Origin of the sequence: Rhizobium sp. PDO1-076 (genome assembly GCF_000247475.1) — a bacterium.
Lineage (GTDB): Bacteria > Pseudomonadota > Alphaproteobacteria > Rhizobiales > Rhizobiaceae > Allorhizobium.
This window is the reverse complement of sequence record NZ_AHZC01000392.1, coordinates 1-18,075: the sequence shown is the minus strand read 5'-3', so window position 1 is coordinate 18,075 and position 18,075 is coordinate 1. Positions and strand designations below refer to the sequence as shown.

Annotated in this window: 17 protein-coding genes and 2 pseudogenes; 6 read left to right on the top strand and 13 right to left on the bottom strand. The window is 59.6% G+C overall.

The window, feature by feature from the left end:
- Positions 1 to 82: 82 nt before the first annotated feature.
- Complete coding sequence (gene purL, locus PDO_RS19770) at positions 83 to 2,305, bottom strand: phosphoribosylformylglycinamidine synthase subunit PurL (RefSeq protein ID WP_007606083.1); 2,223 nt, start codon at positions 2,303 to 2,305, stop codon at positions 83 to 85.
- 161 nt (positions 2,306 to 2,466) lie between these two features.
- A pseudogene (locus PDO_RS19765) lies at positions 2,467 to 3,886 on the bottom strand (aminotransferase-like domain-containing protein).
- Positions 3,887 to 3,980: 94 nt separating this feature from the next.
- On the opposite strand from PDO_RS19765, the gene PDO_RS19760 reads away from it, so the two are divergent.
- Positions 3,981 to 4,217, top strand: coding sequence for a DUF1127 domain-containing protein (locus PDO_RS19760; RefSeq protein WP_081593215.1), 237 nt, complete (start codon positions 3,981 to 3,983; stop codon positions 4,215 to 4,217).
- 216 nt (positions 4,218 to 4,433) lie between these two features.
- Here the strand turns inward: PDO_RS19760 and PDO_RS19755 are convergent, their stop codons facing one another.
- The 5 genes from PDO_RS19755 to purC are packed head-to-tail and all read right to left on the bottom strand — an operon-like array spanning position 4,434 to position 6,852.
- The gene (locus PDO_RS19755; protein ID WP_007606078.1) at positions 4,434 to 4,820 is read right to left on the bottom strand and encodes a hypothetical protein; all 387 of its coding nucleotides are present in this window, start codon (positions 4,818 to 4,820) and stop codon (positions 4,434 to 4,436) included.
- Positions 4,821 to 4,879: 59 nt separating this feature from the next.
- Complete coding sequence (purQ, locus tag PDO_RS19750) at positions 4,880 to 5,551, bottom strand: phosphoribosylformylglycinamidine synthase subunit PurQ (protein WP_007606073.1); 672 nt, start codon at positions 5,549 to 5,551, stop codon at positions 4,880 to 4,882.
- Positions 5,548 to 5,805, bottom strand: a complete 258-nt coding sequence (locus PDO_RS19745; RefSeq protein WP_007606071.1) for a hypothetical protein — start codon at positions 5,803 to 5,805, stop codon at positions 5,548 to 5,550. The genes purQ and PDO_RS19745 overlap by 4 nt, the downstream gene beginning before the upstream one ends.
- 21 nt (positions 5,806 to 5,826) lie before the next feature.
- A complete protein-coding gene (gene purS, locus PDO_RS19740) occupies positions 5,827 to 6,069 on the bottom strand; it encodes a phosphoribosylformylglycinamidine synthase subunit PurS (RefSeq protein WP_007606068.1) in 243 nt (80 codons plus the stop codon).
- A gap of 18 nt (positions 6,070 to 6,087) precedes the next feature.
- Positions 6,088 to 6,852 carry a phosphoribosylaminoimidazolesuccinocarboxamide synthase gene (gene purC, locus PDO_RS19735; RefSeq protein WP_007606066.1) on the bottom strand — a complete coding sequence of 255 codons (765 nt, stop codon included), beginning with the start codon at positions 6,850 to 6,852 and terminating at the stop codon, positions 6,088 to 6,090.
- Between the two features lie 233 nt (positions 6,853 to 7,085).
- Here purC and PDO_RS19730 point away from each other — a divergent pair, with 233 nt between their 5' ends.
- Positions 7,086 to 7,400 (top strand): DUF1476 domain-containing protein, encoded by a 315-nt coding sequence (locus PDO_RS19730; protein ID WP_007606064.1) that lies wholly within the window; start codon positions 7,086 to 7,088, stop codon positions 7,398 to 7,400.
- 51 nt (positions 7,401 to 7,451) lie between these two features.
- Here PDO_RS19730 and PDO_RS19725 read toward each other — a convergent pair whose 3' ends face one another.
- Positions 7,452 to 9,959, bottom strand: a complete 2,508-nt coding sequence (locus PDO_RS19725) for a bifunctional diguanylate cyclase/phosphodiesterase (RefSeq protein WP_007606061.1) — start codon at positions 9,957 to 9,959, stop codon at positions 7,452 to 7,454.
- Positions 9,960 to 10,111: 152 nt separating this feature from the next.
- Complete coding sequence (locus PDO_RS19720; RefSeq protein ID WP_007606060.1) at positions 10,112 to 10,663, bottom strand: RBBP9/YdeN family alpha/beta hydrolase; 552 nt, start codon at positions 10,661 to 10,663, stop codon at positions 10,112 to 10,114.
- Positions 10,664 to 11,081: 418 nt separating this feature from the next.
- Here PDO_RS19720 and PDO_RS19715 point away from each other — a divergent pair, with 418 nt between their 5' ends.
- Positions 11,082 to 11,885, top strand: a complete 804-nt coding sequence (locus tag PDO_RS19715) for a DUF2189 domain-containing protein (RefSeq protein ID WP_007606059.1) — start codon at positions 11,082 to 11,084, stop codon at positions 11,883 to 11,885.
- Between the two features lie 81 nt (positions 11,886 to 11,966).
- Here the strand turns inward: PDO_RS19715 and purB are convergent, their stop codons facing one another.
- From purB to rpe, 3 genes are all read right to left on the bottom strand, one after another.
- A complete protein-coding gene (gene purB, locus PDO_RS19710) occupies positions 11,967 to 13,268 on the bottom strand; it encodes an adenylosuccinate lyase (protein WP_007606058.1) in 1,302 nt (433 codons plus the stop codon).
- A 118-nt stretch (positions 13,269 to 13,386) separates the two neighbouring features.
- The gene (locus PDO_RS19705; RefSeq protein WP_007606057.1) at positions 13,387 to 13,995 is read right to left on the bottom strand and encodes a hypothetical protein; all 609 of its coding nucleotides are present in this window, start codon (positions 13,993 to 13,995) and stop codon (positions 13,387 to 13,389) included.
- A gap of 13 nt (positions 13,996 to 14,008) precedes the next feature.
- A complete protein-coding gene (gene rpe, locus PDO_RS19700; RefSeq protein ID WP_007606055.1) occupies positions 14,009 to 14,689 on the bottom strand; it encodes a ribulose-phosphate 3-epimerase in 681 nt (226 codons plus the stop codon).
- A gap of 183 nt (positions 14,690 to 14,872) precedes the next feature.
- On the opposite strand from rpe, the gene PDO_RS19695 reads away from it, so the two are divergent.
- Positions 14,873 to 15,637: an SDR family NAD(P)-dependent oxidoreductase gene (locus PDO_RS19695; protein ID WP_007606054.1), complete on the top strand. Its 765-nt coding sequence runs from the start codon at positions 14,873 to 14,875 to the stop codon at positions 15,635 to 15,637.
- Between the two features lie 21 nt (positions 15,638 to 15,658).
- On the opposite strand, the gene PDO_RS19690 is transcribed toward PDO_RS19695, so the two are convergent.
- Complete coding sequence (locus PDO_RS19690) at positions 15,659 to 16,735, bottom strand: branched-chain amino acid ABC transporter substrate-binding protein (protein ID WP_007606052.1); 1,077 nt, start codon at positions 16,733 to 16,735, stop codon at positions 15,659 to 15,661.
- Between the two features lie 179 nt (positions 16,736 to 16,914).
- Between PDO_RS19690 and PDO_RS19685 the strand changes: the two genes are divergently transcribed.
- Entirely contained in the window at positions 16,915 to 17,406 is a 492-nt protein-coding gene (locus PDO_RS19685; RefSeq protein WP_007606051.1) for a flavin reductase, read from the top strand.
- A gap of 24 nt (positions 17,407 to 17,430) precedes the next feature.
- A pseudogene (locus PDO_RS19680) lies at positions 17,431 to 18,075 on the top strand (AAA family ATPase); the annotation flags it as partial.

Sequence of the window (18,075 nt, the reverse complement as noted above, 5' to 3'; positions counted from 1 at the left end):
ATATCTGATAAACTCTAAATTTATTTAGTATTTATGAATTCGTAATTATTGTGTCGGCGATTTCTGAAGTCGACTATCCCTTTCAGTTATATACTTCGCCCATGAACACTGGGAACCACGATTCATGGGCCGAGCGCAATTCTTCAATTGCGACGGGACGTGCATCGCCAAGCGTGACGTTTGAGCCGCCGGTGCGACCGATCCAAGGGCAGAAGACGCCAGCGGCTTCAGCACGGACCTGAACCTTGTCGACATTCTCCTGCGTGACGGTCAACACATAGCGGCCCTGGTCCTCGCCGTAGAAGACAGCAACCGGGTTGGCGTCGTTCAATGCGTTGACATGGGCGCCGATGCCCGAGGCCATGGCCATTTCGGCAACCGCAAGCGCAAGGCCGCCAGACGAGCAGTCATGTACGGCGGTCGCCAGACCGTCCTGGATGAGGCCGCGGACGAAATCGCCGACCTTGCGCTCATGGGCGAGATCGACATGCGGCGCCGGACCGTCGGTGCGGCCATGAATGTCGCGCAGATAGACCGACTGACCGAGATGCGTACCCCAAGTCGACGGCGCACCGGCAAGCAGGATCGCTTCGCCCTGTGCGGCAAAGCGGATGCGGGCCATCTTCGACCAGTCCTTCATCAGGCCGACGCCAGCAATCGTCGGTGTCGGCAGGATGCCCTGGCCATTGGTTTCGTTGTAGAGAGAGACATTGCCCGAGACGATCGGGAAGTCGAGTGCCAGGCAGGCTTCGCCGATGCCCTTGATGGCAAACACCAGCTGGCCCATGATTTCCGGGCGTTCCGGGTTGCCGAAGTTCAGGTTGTCGGTAGAAGCCAGCGGCAGGGCGCCGGTGGCCGTGATGTTGCGCCAGCATTCGGCAACAGCCTGCTTGCCACCTTCGAACGGGTCGGCCTCGACGTAACGCGGGGTAACGTCCGAGGAGAAGGCCAGTGCCTTGGTCGGATGGTTGTCGACGCGGATCACGCCGGCATCGCCGCCCGGAAGCTGCAGGGAATTGCCCTGGATCAGCGTGTCATATTGTTCGTAAACCCAGCGGCGCGAGGAGTTGTTGGCCGAGCCGACCAGCTTCAACAGGCTGTCGCTGATGTCGGCCGCGGGAATGTCGTCTTCTGCGAGCGGGGCAGGCGTCTTCGGTTCGATCCACGGACGATCATATTCCGGCGCCTCGTCTCCGAGTTCCTTGATCGGCAGGTTGGCGACTTCCTCGCCCTGGTGCAGAACACGGAAACGCAGGTCGTCGGTCGTGTAGCCGACAATGGCGAAGTCGAGGCCCCACTTGACGAAGATCGCCTTGGCGACCTCTTCCTTGGAGGGCTCGAGCACCATGAGCATGCGCTCCTGGCTTTCCGACAGCATCATCTCGTAGGCAGTCATGCGCTCTTCGCGCACCGGCACCTTGTCGAGCTGCAGTTCGATGCCGAGACCGCCCTTGGCGCCCATTTCAACGGCCGAGCAAGTAAGGCCGGCGGCCCCCATGTCCTGGATGGCGATGACGGCGCCGGTCTGCATCAGCTCAAGGCAGGCTTCCAGCAGGCACTTTTCGGTGAAGGGGTCACCGACCTGCACAGTCGGGCGCTTTTCCTCGATCGACTCGTCGAACTCAGCCGATGCCATGGTCGCACCGCCGACGCCGTCGCGACCCGTCTTGGCGCCGAGATAGACCACCGGCAGGCCGACGCCCTTGGCTTCCGAGAGGAAGATGCCGTCAGACTTTGCAAGGCCTGCCGCAAAGGCGTTGACCAGGATGTTGCCGTTGTAGCGGGCATCGAACTCGACTTCGCCGCCCACCGTCGGCACGCCGAAGGAATTGCCATACCCGCCGACACCGGCAACGACGCCGGCCACCAGATGTTTGGTCTTCGGATGATCGGGTGCGCCGAAGCGCAACGCGTTCATGGCCGCGACCGGACGGGCGCCCATGGTGAAGACGTCGCGCAGGATGCCGCCGACGCCGGTCGCAGCACCCTGATAGGGCTCGATATAGGACGGATGATTGTGGCTCTCCATCTTGAAGACCACGACGTCGCCGTCATCGATGTCGACGACACCGGCGTTTTCGCCCGGCCCCTGGATAACGCGCGGACCCTTGGTCGGCAGCGTCTTCAACCACTTCTTCGATGACTTGTAGGAGCAGTGCTCGTTCCACATGGCCGAGAAGATGCCTAGTTCGGTGAAGCTCGGCTCGCGTCCGATCAGGTTCAGGATGCGATCGTATTCGTCCGGCTTCAGGCCGTGGCTTGCGATCAGTTCTGCGGTGATAGGACGGGAGTTGGAAACGGTCATCTGGCTCTCAGGGCAATGGAGATCGGTGGGAGATCGGTTTCGAGGCAGGCTATAACGCAAGCCTGCGCGGCGCGCGACTGGAAAATGCGCCAGTCATGCGGTTTCTCGACGGTTTCGACCGGCAAGTTCACCTGCCTGATGTAATGCGCTCGGGCACCAGGTCAGACAATCGCGCTTGTCCCGACCGGTGTCTGGTCAAGCAGGCGGCGCAGTGTTCTCAGCCCGGCCTCCGAAATTGATCGGTCACGTCCCTCGCTGAAGCCTGCACGGACGTGGTGAAACACACGCGACGACCGGGCTGGCTTGAATTCGTCTTCGTCATCGATCAGCACATCGGCATCCAGCGCGGCCTGCTTGAATGTTCCCGACAGCCATGGTTCCGGTAGTTTCAGCCAGAAAAACGGCAGTCGAGGGTGCGAACGGAATTCGAAGCCGGCAAAGAGCTTGCGGACAATGGCTTCACGGGCGGTCAGCTCGGTCAATACGGCCGTGCGGATTTCGTCGGCCGCACCTGACAGAACAAGCCTTGCGGACAGTTCGGCGAGCAGGAAGGGCAGGCCGCCGCTGACCATCTTCTGGGTGACGCGCACACGCTGGCTCATATGCGGCGGGCAGGCAACCCAGCCGCCACGAACCCCGGCCGCGACGGATTTCGACAAGCCGTTCAGGAGGAAAGTCCGGTCTGGCGCAAGTTCCGCCAGCAGCGGAATGCCGTCATTGATCATGCCGCCATAGAGATAATCCTCGATCAGCCAGACATTGTATTTCCGGGCAATGTCGATGATCTCGCGACGCCTGGACAAGGGCAGGCAGGCAAGGGTGGGGTTCTGACCCGAAGACATGATGAAGGCTGCTTTCGGGTGTTCGCGAGCGCAAACCCGTTCGAAGTCTTCCGGCAGGATGCCATCGGCGTCGGCGTCGACAAGCGCGATCTGCCGTCCCATCAGATTGGCGCTGCGCGACACCTGAGAATAGGTCAGGTGCTCACAGACGATGCGGTCGCCAGTACCGCTGATGGCAGCGATCACCGCGTTGATGCCGGCATGGACGCCGAGTTGCGGAAGAACCTGTTCCGGTTCCGGACTCCATCGGCCATTCGACAGCCACCTGCGGCCGGCTTCCTGCCAGTCCTGGGACAATGTACGGGTATAGCTGGAAATCTCCCCTGGATGGGCTGCGGCGATCTCGGTCATGATGCGGCCGACGATTTCGGCCTGTCCCACATCGACGGCGGCGGTGGTGTCAAAGCGGAGCTTTCCGGCCGGCGGCGAGATGGCGCGCGTGCCGCCAAACTGCAGGGTGACCGGATCAGCAAGGGGGCTTGCCGGATCCGCGCCGCCGGCATGCACATAAGTGCCGCGACCGACTTCACCGGCAACAAGGCCACGCTCTCGCAGGACGTTGTAGGCACGCGAGATTGTCCCGATTGTAACCCCGACATCATAGGCCAGATCGCGCTGCGGCGGCAACTTGGTGCCATGTGGCAGGAGGCCTGCCTTGATGGCTGCCTCCGCGTCATCGGCGATGCGCAGATAAAGCGGCCCTTGGCCGCTGGAGAGTGGTGGGGAGCCAATTTGTCATCATGACATTTCCCTATATTGTCACTCATGCTGTGTCAATTGTATCTATCTCTGGCCAAGTGCTGGCCGATTATAGTTAGAATACGGGTGTGGTTATGGTGACAATAGATGCAATTTCGGTCTCGTCGAGTGCCGAGAGTGTTCCAGTGGCAGCGCGAGCACGCTATTCCTGGCTTCGTGCCTTTGCGGCGCTGCGCCTGCATTGGGCAAAGCGTCGCAGTCGTCTGGCCTTGCTGGATCTCAACGATCATCAGTTGGGCGATATTGGCATCAGTTACGAGGAGGCTCGTCACGAGGCGGCGAAAGCCCATTTCCTCCCGCGCATGCTGTAATTCGGGGCATGTCCCGGATCTGGCCGGTTCGTCATCCCAACCTGACGAGCCGGCCTCCCATGTCGATTGGAGTGTCCGACAAGCGACCGGCGGGAATGACACGAACACCCTGACATAACTGTCAGGGTGTTCTCACCGGTTCAGGCTGTTTGCATTGGTGTGGAAACCTGCGTGGGCCGTGGGCGGTCTTGTCGCGGTCGGCACCAAATGCTGCGCTCAGCAGTCTTTGCCGCCCTTGGCCCAGTGCGTGACATCCTTGCGGATGCGCTCGGAGCCGGCTTCATTCATCATAGGGCCGAATGCATCCAGGCGGGCGGGGCGACCTTCTGCCTGAACGACAAGAAGCGGACGAATGTCGGGCGAACCCTTGCGCACGACCAGGAAGCGCGGCTTGCCCGAGAAGGAATTCAGTTCCGGCGCCATCGAATAGGCTTTAAAGGCCGGGTCGCCCGACTTGAACCAGCAACGATTGGCGGCGACGGCGACGAGTTCCATCACATCCAGTGCGGATTGTCCGCGCGACGGCGGTGGTGGCGCTTCCGGCTTGCAGGCCGCAAGCACGGTCGCGGTGGACATCAGGGCGAGGCAGAGAAAGGGGCGCATGGCAGTCATCCGGCTATTTGCCGCCTCTCTAACATTGCTCTGGTTAAGCGGAGCTTACCTTATGCCGCGATGACATCGAGTGCCGAGGCAAAGATGCCGCGACCGTCATTGCCGCCATGGGCCGCTTCGATCAGGTTTTCCGGATGCGGCATCATGCCGATGACATTGCCCCTGGTGTTGATGACACCGGCGATATCGTTGACCGAACCGTTCGGATTGGTGCCGTCGGCATAGCGGAAGGCTACCTGGCCATTGCCTTCGATTGCCTTGAGGGTCTCGGCATTGGCGAAATAGTTGCCGTCATGATGGGCAACCGGGCAGCGGATGATCTGGCCCTTTGCATAGGCGCGGGTGAAGTCCGTGTCTGCATTGGCAACTTCGAGCTTGATTTCCTTGCAGACGAATTTCAGCGATGCGTTGCGCATGAGGGCGCCGGGAAGCAGGCCCGCTTCGACAAGGATCTGGAACCCGTTGCAGACGCCGATGACCTTGACGCCCTTCTCAACCTTTTCCTTGATCGCCTGCATGACCGGCATGCGGGCGGCGATCGCGCCACAACGCAGATAATCGCCATAGGAGAAGCCGCCCGGGATGACGATCAGATCGACGTCCGGAATCTGGGTCTCTGTCTGCCAGATGGTGGTCGGGGCATGACCGGAAATCTTGGTGAGGGCGGCAATCATGTCGCGATCGCGATTGAGGCCTGGGAGCTGGACGACGGCGGACTTCATGGGTGTGTCTCAAACCTTGCTTGTGCTTCCTGCAGCTCTCGCAGCTCCAGGCGATTTTCGATACGGTCGAGGCGCATTTCATGTCTCGCCAGCGTTGTATGGATATTCTGAATATCCTGCTGCATCGAAATCATTGTGCCGCGCATCGCATTCATTTCAGCTTTGAGCTCTCGCTGGCCAAGCCTGATGTCCGAAGTGTCTCCATGTACGCGTTTAAGCAGTTCATACATAAGCTCATTCGTGATTTCGGCCATCAGCCATCGCTCCTTCAACCCTTAGGCGAGAGCGATAGTATAGTTCTCAATAACCGTGTTGGCGAGGAGCTTCTCGCACATCGCCTTGAGGTCGGCCTCGGCCTTGGCCTTGTCCGAGCCTTCGACTTCGAGGTCGAAGACCTTGCCCTGACGGACCTGGCCAACGCCATCGAAGCCCAGTGCGCCGAGCGCGCCTTCGATTGCCTTGCCTTGGGGGTCGAGTACGCCGTTCTTCAACGTAACGGTGACGCGTGCCTTGATCACTTGCGCTTTCTCCAGATCTTATTTGACCAGAACCGGACCGGTGCCACGCAGCGGTTCGTTCTCATTGATGATGCCGAGCCGCTTGGCGACTTCCTGATAGGCTTCGAGCAGGCCGCCGAGATCCTCGCGGAAGCGGTCCTTGTCGAGCTTCTCGCGGGTTTCAATGTCCCACAGACGGCAGCTGTCCGGCGAAATCTCGTCCGCCAGGATGATGCGCATCATGTCGCCTTCGTAGAGGCGGCCGCATTCGATCTTGAAATCGACAAGCTGGATGCCGATGCCGAGAAACAGGCCGGAAAGGAAGTCGTTGACGCGGATGGCGAGCGCCATGATGTCGTCGAGTTCGGGAGGGCTAGCCCAGCCAAATGCCGTGATGTGCTCTTCTGAGACCATAGGGTCGGCGAGCGCGTCGGACTTGTAGTAGAACTCGATGATGGAGCGCGGAAGGACAATGCCTTCTTCGATGCCCAGGCGCTTCGACAGGGAGCCGGCGGCGACATTGCGAACGACGATCTCGAGCGGAATCATCTCCACTTCTTTGATCAACTGCTCGCGCATGTTGAGCCGGCGGATGAAGTGCGTCGGAATGCCGATCTTGTTCAGATGCGTGAAGAGATATTCGGAGATGCGGTTGTTCAGAACGCCTTTTCCGTCGATGACTTCATGTTTCTTCTTGTTGAACGCCGTTGCATCATCCTTGAAGAATTGAATCAACGTGCCGGGCTCGGGTCCTTCATAGAGGATCTTAGCCTTGCCCTCGTAAACGCGGCGGCGACGGTTCATGGCTGGTTTTCTCTGTTGTTGGCATCCGAATGCGGACGCAGTGGTTGGGTATCGAAGCGGTCCCATAACGGAAAACCTCGGTTTTCACAATGCAACAGTTTCTCCTTCCCGCCAAAACCTCTCCGCGAGCCCGAAGCATACGGAATCGCGCAAGTTTGCATTGCACTTTGTACTCCCTTTTGATTAATGGGGAAACGATACCGCACAATGGCGGCATAAAATGGGAGAGGCAGATGAGCGGCATGAGTGATCGTGAAAAGGCGTTTGAAAACAAGTTCGCCCATGACCAGGAACTGCGCTTCAAGGCTGAGGCGCGTCGCAACAAGCTGATTGGCCTCTGGGCTGCTGGCCTGCTCGGTAAGGCGGATGCCGATGCTTATGCCAAGGAAGTCGTGGCCTCGGATTTCGAGGAAGCGGGCGACGAAGACGTGTTGCGCAAGCTGCGCACCGATCTTTCTGCCGGTGGCGTCTCGATCACCGATGAAGAGCTGCGCACAAAGATGAGTGAGTTTCTCGTACAGGCTGTCGAGCAGATCCAGAACGCCTGATTTCACCGACCTTGTGGGGATGACAAGTCCGCCCGTTTCGTGCCGGGCGGATTATTTCGAGTTGATCAGGAACTGTGTGGTTGCGGTAAAGTCCATCGGCATTGCCAGGCCAAAGCCCTGAAGCGTGTGGCAACCAAGCTTCTTCAGGATCGTCACATGATCCTCCGTTTCGACCCCTTCCGCAATCACCCTGATATTGAGCGATTTCGCTATCCCGATAATCGATTTGGCCAGAACCCTTTGTTCCTGGCTGCTTGGCAGCTTGTGGATAAGCTGGCGGTCGATCTTCAAGGTCTTCGGTTTCAAGTTGAGAAGACCCACGATCGAGGCATGGCCAGTGCCGAAGTCGTCGATCTCGATATCGATGCCCAGATCGCGCAGGTGGGCGAGATTGCTCATGGCGACGGCATCATGGCTGTCGAGAAACACTGTTTCCAAAAGTTCGAATGACACGATGCCCGGTTCGATGCCGAGGTCTGTCAGCAGTTGCGGAAGGCGAGGGTCGTTCAGGCGTTTGGCGGACACATTCACGGAAATCTTGGGTATGCCCATGCCCATGGCGCGCCATTGCCTGAAATCGACGAGTGCCTTTTCAAGGATCAGGCCGTCGATCCGAGCAAGCACGCTCATCTCTTCGGCAATCGGTAGGAAACGGTCCGGCGTCAATAGGCCATGTTCCGGGTGCTGCCATCGGGCGAGGCACTCGGCACCGACCACCGCACGGCTTCGTGCATCGAACTGCAGCTGGTAGAAGGGTACGATCTCGTTGTTTTCCAGTGCACGCAGGAGATCGTCAGACAGGCGTCGGTGATTGGCCAGGATTTTGCGACTGCCCTGCGAATAGAATTCGTGCCGATTTCTTCCGAGGTTCTTGGCATTGTAGAGCGCAATGTCGGCATAGAGCAGCATCTGCTGCGGATCGATGATGTCGCCGTCCGAATGGGAGATGCCGATGCTCGCGCCGAAGCGGCATTGATGGCCGTCATAGGCGACCGGCTGGCTCAGTTCGGCGATAATCCGATCGGCCAGTTGTGACAGCGTCTTGGCCTTGCCGTCGAAGGCTACGAGCAGAACGAATTCGTCTCCGCCGATGCGCGCAACAAAATCGCCGGTTCGAATGTTGGTGCGCAGGATACCGGCCGCATGTTTGAGCATTGCGTCGCCGGCGCTATGGCCCAGTGTGTCGTTGATCTGCTTGAAGCGATCAAGGTCGACATGCAACACGGCCAGTCGGCCGAATGTATTGGTTGTCGATTTCTGCCATTCATCGAGCTTTGCCTCGAGATAACGGCGGTTTGGCAAGCCGGTCAGGTAGTCATGCAGAGCGCTGTATTCGGCTTTTGCCCTGGTTTGCTCCAGTTCGGCATTGCGCGCTTCAGTGAGGGTCTTGGCCCGTTCAAGTTCCTGGCGCAGCCGATGATCCTCCGAGACGTCCCAATTGACGCCGATCATCTTCAGGTGGCCATCGTGATCGATATAGGGCAGGCTGTTGGAGCGGATATAGCGAACAGAACCGTCGTCGGCGATGATGCGATACTCGTCAGTGAAGGGTTCCAGCTTGCTGATGCGCTCCTCGACATGGGCAATCGTGCGCTCCCTGTCATCGGGATGAAGCTTGGATTCCCAGAACTCGCCGATGCGGATGTTGTCACCCTGCTTGACCTCGAAGATGCGCCGCATGCTGTCATCCCAGTCGCTAGTGCCGGCGGCGAAATCGGTCTCGAACACACCGATCCGTGACACATCGAGAGCCAGTTTCAGGCGGCGGGAGATGCGCTCCAGCCATTCTTCCTGCTCCTTGCGGGCCGTGACGTCGGTATCGGTTCCGGTAATGCGTGCCGGTTGGCCGTTTTCATCCCACTCGACGCAGGCGCCTCGGCATTCGATCCAGATATAGTGTCCATCCTTGTGGCGTTCGCGATACTGGAAAACCGTGTAGTCGGGATCGCCGGCATTTTGCCGCGCGATGCAGTGAAGGGTGCGTTCGCGGTCCTGCGGGTGGACCATTTCCAGCCATTCCTCGGTCGTCGTTGGAATGGGATCGTCGGGTGCCATGCCGCGCAGTTCGCGCCAGACGTCCGAGTAATATAGCTGTCCGTCGAAGCGTTGATCCCATACGCCGGACAGCGAGCTGCGCAAGGCGTTGTTCCAACGGCTTGCGCTGATTTCGAGATCGGCAATGGTGGCTTTCAATACCGAGATGTCAGTCAGCTGCACGACGGCCTTGAGCCCGCTCGCGTCGGCAACCTGCGACGACAGGGCGGCCAAACAGGTGGCTCGGTTCTGGCTTGTCCCGAACCTGATTTCCAGATTGCTGGTGGTCAAGCCTCCAAAGGCAGAAGACAGGGCTGCGAGAAAAATCGGGCGATCTTCGGGATGAAGCCAATCCATCAGGTTTGGCGAGCCTGTCCGGAAGCCTGCCGTAAGCGCCGCAAAAGCCGCATTCTCGATGATCAGCGAGCAGTCTGCGTCTATCAAAGCGGCCGCAATCGGCAAACTTTCGATGCCGAGTTGCCGGTCAATGGCGGATAGGTCCTGATAAAGAAAGTTTGGCTGCAATAGCTTTGCTCACATGGAACGCAGAACATCGTGCCATGCTAGGTTTTTCGTCTTAAGATCGCTTTAATGCGGAATGCTAATAAAACTAAGGGTATAGTTCAGAAAAACTCAGAGTGTCTCACACCTTGTATCGATATGGTGTGCGGGGCCGCCTATTTCAGTTTTGCGATGAACTGCGCGAACACCATCGTGCCTTCGGGCCATGGGCCATGGCCAGATTCCGCATTGATGTGGCCTGACTCTCCAGCATCCACCAGCATCGAGCCCCAGCACTTGGCAACATCCTCGGCATGTTCATAGGTGCCGAAGGGATCATTTCGGCTGGCAACCATGATCGATGGAAACGGCAATGGCGCGCGCGGATAGGGGCCGAAGGTCATCAGGTGTTTCGGGCGGATCTCAGAATTGGCGACATCCGGAGGCGCGACCAGAAATGCACCGGCAATGCGCTGCTTCAATGCGGGCACGGCATGGAGGACGGTCGGAACACCGAGCGAGTGTGCGACCAGCACGACGGGACGGGTCGATGCATTGACCTCTTCAACCAGCCGGGCGACCCAGTCTTCGCGCACCGGTTTTGACCACTCCGCCTGTTCGACACGGCGTGCGGTTGAGAGTTTCGTCTCCCAACGGCTTTGCCAGTGCTCGGGGCCTGAATTGGTATAGCCGGGGACGATGAGGATATCTGCTTCGGAGACTTTCATGCGCCTTATCTGCGTTCGCATGCCCCTGACGTCAAGATGCCACGGAACATCGGTGCGGTGAAAAATTGCATGGCGCATCGGTTTCGCATGTGTCGATGCTGAAGGGCGATACAGGAAATTTCGGACGATCATCGCCTGAGGCCGACCATCGGCACGCCGTATACAGATCCGCTCGGCTGCGGATCACATATTTGACACGGACGGCTCATCGCTCGCGACAGCAGCGTTGAAATCTGATAAATTTCAGATCGATCGAATGCATACTCCATTCTTATGGAACAACCGCCGCTTGAAAAGGTGATCTCGCCTGGGCCTATCGCCAGAGATTGCGGGGTGCGCGTGACGGTACGAGACACGATACCGCCTCTGAATTTCATCGCCAGACTGCAGACTTGGTTTGCTTGAGGAGGAAATGAGGATGTCAAACTTTCATGTCATGACCGGATCAGCCGGTATCCTGGAGCGCCCCGATATTCGGCGAATATCGGTTGACGATGTCTTTGATGCCTTGCGCGCAGGCATTGAAGATTTTCGTCAGCAGCCGTCCCACTATGCCTTCGTTTGCCTGGTCTATCCGATTGCCGGTGCTATCATGATTGCCTGGAGTGCCGGCGTTGAACTCTTGCCGATGGTCTATCCTCTGATGTCCGGCTTTGCGCTTCTGGGACCGCTTCTGGCGGTTGGCCTTATGGAAATCAGTCGGCGCCGGGAAAGGGGTGAGGATTCAAGCTGGTCGCATGTCATCGCGTTGCGCAAATCGCCGGCCTTACCATCTCTGTTGATGATGAGCCTCTATCTGTTGATGCTGTTTGTGGTCTGGTTGATTGCCGCACAGGCGCTTTACGTGCATTTCATCGGTGACTACCCAGCGCCGGGCTTCATGGGCTTTGCCAGGGGTGTGCTTTCTCATCCGAATGCCATGGGGCTGATCGTCTGGGGCAATCTGATCGGTTTTGCCTTGGCTCTGATCGCGCTGGTGATCAGCATTGTTGCCTTCCCGCTGCTTCTCGACCGCGATGCCGGGGCTGCGACTGCGGTACATACGTCGGTTCGAGTGAGCATGCTCAATCCGGTGCCGGTTGCCGTGTGGGGCCTGATCGTCGCGGCATCGCTTGCAGTCGGCATGGCAACCATGATGGTCGGCCTTGTCGTGATCATGCCGATACTCGGCCATGCCACCTGGTATCTCTACAGAAAACTGGTGGTCTCGTCTCCTCGCTGAGCCAAGCTCCACGCTGAGAGAAAGAAAAGGCCCGGTCGCTCAGAGCGCCGGGCCGGGATTCATCGTTGCGGGGCGTGCGGCTCAGCCGAAGACGCGCTTGAAGATGGTGTCGACATGCTTGGTGTGATAACCGAGGTCGAACTTTTCGCGGATTTCCGCCTCCGGGAGAGCGGCGCGCACTTCGTCGTCGGCCAGCAGTTCCTCCAGGAAATCAGCGCCCTTTTCCCACACCTTCATGGCATTGCGCTGGACGAGACGGTAGCTGTCCTCGCGCGATACGCCAGCCTGGGTGAGGGCCAGGAGCACGCGCTGGCTCATCACCAGGCCCTTGAACTTGTTCATGTTCTTGAGCATGTTTTCCGGGTAGATCACCAGCTTTTCGATGACGCCGGCAAGGCGGTTCAGGGCAAAATCGAGGGTGATCGTCGTGTCAGGGCCGATCGCGCGCTCCACGCTCGAATGGCTGATGTCGCGCTCGTGCCACAGCGCCACGTTTTCCAGTGCCGGGACGACAGACATGCGCACCAAACGGGCGAGGCCGGTGAGGTTTTCGGTCAGAACCGGGTTGCGCTTGTGCGGCATAGCGGACGAGCCCTTCTGGCCCGGCGAGAAGAACTCTTCCGCTTCCAGAACCTCCGTGCGCTGCATGTGGCGGATTTCGATGGCGACGTTTTCGATCGACGATGCGATGACGCCAAGTGTGGCGAAGAACATCGCATGGCGGTCACGCGGGATGACCTGGGTCGAGATCGGCTCGGCGGCGAGGCCGAGCTGCTCGCAGACATATTCCTCGACGCTCGGGTCGATATTGGCAAATGTGCCGACGGCGCCGGAGATCGCGCCGGTGGCAATTTCCGCACGGGCGGCAATCAGGCGGTCGCGGTTGCGGTGCATCTCAGCATAGAAACGGGCAAAGGTCAGGCCCATCGTCGTCGGCTCGGCGTGGATGCCGTGGCTGCGGCCGATGCGGACCGTGTCCTTGTGTTCGAAGGCTCGGGTCTTCAGCGCGTTCAGAACGCGGTCCATGTCGACGAGCAGAAGGTCGGCTGCGCGCACCAGCTGGATGTTCAGCGTTGTGTCGAGCACGTCCGACGACGTCATGCCCTGATGCACGAAGCGGCTGTCGGGGCCGATGAATTCGGCGAGATGCGTTAGGAATGCAATGACATCATGCTTGGTGACGGCTTCAATCTCGTCGATGCGGGCGACGTCGAATTCGGCGGCCGAGCCCTTCTCCCAGATGGTCCTGGCGGATTCCTGTGGAATGACGCCGAGATTGGCGAGCGCGGTGCAGGCATGGGCCTCGATCTCGAACCAGATGCGGAATTTGGTTTCGGGCGACCAGATGGCGACCATTTCTGGCCGGGAATAGCGCGGGATCATCGGGATTTCTTTCGTTCAACTTGAGACTGGCCAACTTGAGGCTGGCAAATTGAGACTGGCAAGCTTGAGATTGGCAAACTGGCAACGTGGCCCGCTTTAGCAAAGACCACCCGCAATCTCAACGGCTACGGCGCGACATATGGAGGCTGACGGCAAACAGCAGTATAAATGCGAAGGGCAGGAAATGGCGCAAGCCCAGCACCGCAAACTGATAGAGTGCGGAGGCGGTGGTGAAGATCTGCTGCAAAAACCAGACGCGCGAGGGAAATGGCGCGTGCCATTGCGCGTAGAAGAGCCTGTACTGCAAGGCGAAAAGCCCGGCGGTCACAGCGATAGTGCCCATGCCGAGAAACAGGAACCAGGCAGCCAGGCGTGTTTCCCGCTGCCGGCCATGGGACGCAAAGTTGATGAAGGGCAGGGCGATCATCCAGGCAATCGCGCCGCCAAGGCCGTAGATGAGCGCAAGAAGCGGCGCGTTGCTTCCCCCTGAGCGCCCGATAAGGTGAACCGACAGAGCGAAACATCCGGCCATTGCCAGACCCCAGACGATCGCGCCGATAAGCCAGAGCTTTGCCGGCGGAAGACAGGCCGAAAGTCGCGACGCGGGTATTGTTCCTTGCGGGAGTGTCTCGGCGCTCACTGTTGTAAGCACCGCAGTTCCAGGCTCGCGATATTCCCAGTTTTCACCGGAAGCGGAAGGCAGATGGCGGCCAATGCCGCTATGCATTCCGTCAATTGCCTCAAGCCCTACCCCCCCCCTCGGCTGCCTTGCGGAGAATGTCGACGGTTTTGCGATAGTCGTCAACGCCCTTGCCCTGATAGATGGCGGAGCCTGCCACGAGCACGTTTGCGCCGGCTCCAGTCACCAGAGGTGCCGTTGCCGCGGTGATGCCGCCATCGACTTCAAGGTCGATCGGGCGGTTGCCGATCAGGGCATTCGCCTTGGCGATCTTGTCGGTCATGGCCGGGATATATTTCTGGCCACCGAACCCCGGATTGACGCTCATGATCAGGATCAGGTCGAGATCGTCCATCACATGCTCGATGGCCGAGAGCGGCGTTGCCGGGTTGAGTGAAACGCCGGCCTTCTTGCCGAGGCCGCGAATGGTCTGCAACGAACGGTGCAGGTGCGGGCCGGCTTCGGCATGGACGGTAATGATGTCGCAACCGGCCTCGGCGAAGGCTGCCAGATAGGGATCGGCGGGCGCAATCATCAGGTGGCAGTCGAAAACGGCCTTGGTATGCGGGCGAAGTGCCTTGATGACGGCCGGGCCGAACGAGATATTCGGGACAAAATGGCCATCCATCACGTCGAGATGCACCCATTCAGCGCCAGCATCGACCACATCGGAGACTTCCTGTCCAAGCCGGGCGAAATCGGCAGCAAGAATGGAAGGTGAAATCAGCAGCGGGCGGGTCATGGGCCAGGGTCCTCGATGGCGGTCGTTGTTGCGGCTCGCCTTAGCACTGCGGGCCTGTTGCGGCAACCATCGGAGACACTGACGAACATAGCGACCAGGTTCGATACTGCGCTGCGAACTTGACTGTTGGTTCCGGCCCCGTCATCCATCATCCACGGGGTGGAGCCCGGCAGGGAGGAAAAAATGCAGAAATTCGTCATCATCACCGGCGGCAGTTCAGGTATCGGCCGGCATCTGGTCCATGCGTTTGCGGCAGGAGGCTACGACGTTGCCTTCACCCATCTCGGCAAGATGGATGCCGCCGACGAAGTGGTGCAGGACGTTGCCCATCACGGTGCCCGGGTGATCGGGCACGATACCGACGTTGCCGATAGTGCTGCCGTTGCCGGTTTCCTCGATCAGGCCATCTCATGGGCCGGGCAGGCACCGGACGTGTTGATCAACAATGCCGGGATCCAGACCTGGGCGCCGCTGCTTGAGTTGTCCGAGGAGCGCTGGGACATGGTCATCCGGACCAATCTCAAGGGAACGTTTCTCAATACCAAGCTGACTGCGCAGCGCATGATCGATGCCGGCAAGGGTGGCTCGATCATCAATCTCGGCTCCGGCTGCAACAAGCTCGCCTTTCCGAAGCTGGTCGACTACACCGCCTCCAAGGGCGGAATCGAGCAGTTCACTAAAGTGTCTGCCGTCGAGCTCGGACCACATGGGATCCGGGTCAACTGCATCGCTCCGGGTGCGATCGAAACCGCCCGCACGCGCGCCGAAGCGCCGGATTACGGCAAGACATGGGGAGACGTGACGCCGCTCAGACGTGTTGGTACGCCGGAGGATATCGCCGGACCGGCACTGTTTCTGGCTGGCGAGCAGTCGAGCTTCGTCACAGGCCAGACCATCTGGGTCGATGGCGGCGTGTTCAGCCAAGCCTTCTGGCCCTATCGCGACTAGGTGCCCCGTCGCAACAAGTGACTACTGCGTCCCGGCGGCTATCGGCACAAAGGCACCGTCCTTCCACTCGACCAGACGATAGGGATTTTCCGCCAGTTCATGCCCCTCGGTGAAGGTTATCGGGCCGATCACCGTCTCGAACATGGTGCCGGCAAGCGCCTCCGTGAGCGGAGTGCCCATGGCGGACGAGATGCCGACCGCGTCTGCGACAATGGTGACGGCCGCATGAGCTGGCAGGAGATAGCCGTCCGGCGCATGCTTCTGCTCTATCAGAGCTGCCGTCACATCGGCTGCAGATGGACCTTCCGGTGTCTCCGTCAGCGCCACGGCCATCACGCCGTTGCGCAGCGGCACGGGCTCGTTGGCGGCCTGCATCGCGTCGCCTGCGAGTATCGTCAGGGGGATTTTCTCCGCCGCCGCATCACGGGCGATGATCGCCACGTCGTTGCGATCGCCACCGATGAAGACATGTGTCGCGCCAGCCTTCTGCAGGCGGCGGACTAGGGATAGCTGCTGCTCCTGCCCCGGGCGCAATGTGTCAGTAAACACCGGCTTCAGGCCGCGTTCTTCCAGGCTGTTGCGGATTGCCTCGGTCAGCTCGCGGCCACGGATGGTTCCATCCTCAATCAACGCCACCGGTTCGCTTTGCCAGTCGCGCAGAATGAAGTCGGTAAGTATCTGCACTTCGGCTTCGGCGGTGGGCGCAAGCCTAAAGAAAGGCCAGCCTTGCTTGGCCGCATCCTCCATCAGTCCTTTCCAGCGTACGGATAGCGAGATGGCCGGTATGTTCTTCTCCGCGAGAAGGGGCAGCCCCCCCTCGAGGCTTTCGCTGCAGAGGAAACCGATCGCGGCCGTGACCTCAGCCTCGGTAATCTTCTTCGCAATGTCGGGACCGCTGCCGGCCTCGCAGTTTTCGTCAATCTCGACGAGGTCGATCGAAAGCCGGGCGGCAGCCAGTTGGGCGCCGTGGCGGACCTGATCGCCAAGTGGCGCGAACATGCCGGTTTTCGGGGCCACGACCGCCAATGTCAGCGGCTTTGCCTCGGAGCCGGCAATGCCGGCAAGCAGGAGGGCGGTGGTGATCAGCAGACGCTTCATCGGGTATTTCCATCTCTGTTGCGATGATCCTAGCGCAAAGGTTTGCCGTTTGGAAATGTGCCCAGCTTGGCTTTCTCTTTGGCGCTTTTTTCAAGGCGGCCGTCCCGTTGTGGAAAAGGTAAGGCTTGCGGCCCATATTCGCCTCGGCTAGGGAGCTTGGACGTGCAGGGAGACGGCATTTGAAAATCGAGAATTTGGATCCGGTCATCTATCGCGACGCGATGAGCCGCTATGCCGGCCATGTGCAGATCGTGACCACCCAGCATGACGGGATCCGGCGCGGTGTGACGATTACCGCGGCCTGCTCGGTGTCGGACAAGCCCCCCACCGTTCTTGTCTGCCTGAACAATGGCAATGCCAACAACAGCGTCATGTTCGAAAGCGGGCATTTCGCCCTGAATTCGCTTTCCGATCACCATCGTCCGCTGGCCAATGCCTTTGCCGGTTTCGATAGTCTTTCCGTCGACGAGCGATTTGCGCTGGCCGAATGGCAGGTGATGGCGACCGGATCGCCGGTGCTTGTCGAGGCGGTAGCCGCCTTCGACTGCGTTGTCGTGGATCGCAAGGTGACGGCCACCCATACCGTCCTGTTCGGTGAGGTCAAGGCGGTGCATTTTGGCCCGAAGAATGCCCCGCTCATCTATCTGGACCGAGGCTATCACACGCTGTAAGCTCTTTCTCAAACAGGAGGAGACATGGCGGAAATCTCGGCAAAGGGACTGCCGGAATCAATTGATTCTGTTGTAGAAATTCTTGCGGCCGAGGACTATCTCGCCGGTCGGTCGCTGGCGACCGTATTGTTTCTGGCGCTGAAGATGAAACGGCCGCTGTTTCTCGAGGGCGAGGCGGGTGTTGGCAAGACCGAGGTCGCCAAGGTGCTGGCCAAGGCACTCGACAGGCCGGCTGATCCGGCTGCAGTGCTACGAGGGTCTGGACGTCGCATCCGCCGTCTATGAATGGAACTATCCGGCACAGATGCTGGAGATCCGCATGGCGGAAGCCGCCGGTGTTTCCGATCGCGACCGTCTCGAACATGACATCTTCTCCGAACGATACCTGATCCGCCGGCCGGTTCTTCAGGCGCTGCAGAGCGCTCCCGGCCGGGCGCCGGTCTTCCTGATCGATGAACTCGACCGCACCGACGAGGCCTTCGAGGCCTTCCTGCTGGAAGTGCTGTCCGATTTTCAGGTGACCATTCCGGAGTTCGGCACGGTCAAGGCGGCCGAGCCGCCGATCGTCATCGTCACCAGCAATCGGACCCGCGAGGTACATGATGCGTTGAAACGGCGCTGCCTCTACCATTGGGTGGACTATCCGAAGGCGGCCGACGAGCTGGCCAT